The 1,615-nt window shown below is 49.8% G+C and carries 1 protein-coding gene and 1 pseudogene; both read right to left on the bottom strand.

Annotated elements, in window-relative coordinates:
* Nucleotides 1–43 precede the first annotated feature (43 nt).
* A pseudogene (locus INT21_RS16235) lies at nucleotides 44–415 on the bottom strand (transcription termination factor Rho); the annotation flags it as partial.
* Between the two features lie 1,086 nt (nucleotides 416–1,501).
* Nucleotides 1,502–1,615: transposase (locus INT21_RS16240; protein WP_193061548.1), on the bottom strand; the 114-nt coding region annotated here is incomplete at its 5' end.

The raw sequence follows: 1,615 nt of genomic DNA on the forward strand, positions 1-1,615 counted from the left end.
TTAGGCGATATCGCCAACCGGACAACTAGGCTGACAGAGGGGGGTCTGCCGACACACTGCGCTTAAAATCGGTCACTTCTTCAGGGCGCTCATCAATCAGCAAGGCATACAGCTTTATGTCAGGATACGCTTCTGCCACGGCCTGACAGATATGTTTTAACAGCGTCGATTTGCCAGAGCCCGGCGGCGCAACAATCAATCCGCGTTGCCCCATCCCAATAGGCGTAATCAAATCCATCGCGCGCACACTACGCTGCGAAGAGCCAAGCTCTAAAACAATGCGTGGGCTAGGATGAATCGCCACGCCATTTAAAAAACGTTTTTCGGGATCATCAGGAAATTGATCTTCAACTTCGTCGGCGGGCTTGGCATCTATCTGCCTTCTCGTTTTCAAACTGAGTGTTTTTCTCGCCATAATATCGGTGAATCGCCTTGAATAGCCTGGATTAATAGAATAACTGCATCTGAGCGCTTCTTCGTTGAATGGCGCATTGGGTGGTGGGCTACGATAAGGCTCTTAGACGACTTGTAGCTCTTTGGCGACGACATCATCACCGCGTGTCCAATGCGCCGCTAATACAAAATTTAGCAGCAAACCCCATATGGGTCATGCCCAATTTCTTACGCAAAGCAGCGACATCAACCAGCTCTGGCAGATGCGTTTTAGCCGCAGCGTTGCGCCCGTGATTAAGATCAATGGCTCTTCTTGCAAACCCTGAGCAATACTTCCGAGGAACTAGCCATGATGCTTCTCCAATGCGGCATTAACAAGCATATTGACCAACTTGGAAAACGCATCTCAATCTACTTCTGAGAGATTTTCGCGCTCGAACACTCGCTCCGAGAAGTATGAACCGGCTCCCCTCATTCCTATTATTTCCGCCCCACCTCAGCCCCGTAATTCCAGAACCACTCTGCCCCGTCATTCCAGAGCCACCTCAGCCCCGTCATTCCCGAGTGGGGTTATCGGGAATCCAATTTGACCTTTTCAGCCGAAGCCAAGGTACTTAAATCGAAATAGATTCCCGCTAAAGGCATGCGGGAATGACAGCTGGAGAGAAGCATTCATTCCTGTCGCCCTATTAGGCACCGTGCCTCATCAGGCAACGTTGAAAGCCCAGTGTTAGCAGCGGGCAGTTACTGATCCTATCTGCTCGTTGCCTATTAAATCTTCCATGACTCCTCTCAGTAGCTGAGTGTGTGCGGTAGATGCGATACTTATATCAGGATTTATGTTGTAGCCGCCGATTAATGACTATTTTTTGTCTGTTTTCCGACTATGCCAAAACTAGGTATCAGCGGCTTTCACTACAGCCACAACGAGGCTGTAGAAAAACCCGATTTCGAGCCGTTTCCACTGCCTGTTGTCCTTATTCATTTACCCAGCCGGTCATCCGGCTGAGTAATATTAATATCGGCATTTAGCCACTTGAGCGCCCAGCTTAGCCCGCTGAAGACCGCCTGCTGGGTTCACAAAGCAACTTACTCCACTCTAAGCCCTTCATAACGCGGCCAAGTGGCCGTAATTCGCCAACTTCTCAATATTGTGAACCAAGCAGTAGAGCTGCCATTGGCCTTGCACCTTTTGCTTACCCCGAAGGCTGAAGCGGTTCAG

This window comes from Halomonas sp. 3F2F (assembly GCF_014897805.1).
Classification (GTDB): Bacteria; Pseudomonadota; Gammaproteobacteria; order Pseudomonadales; family Halomonadaceae; genus Vreelandella.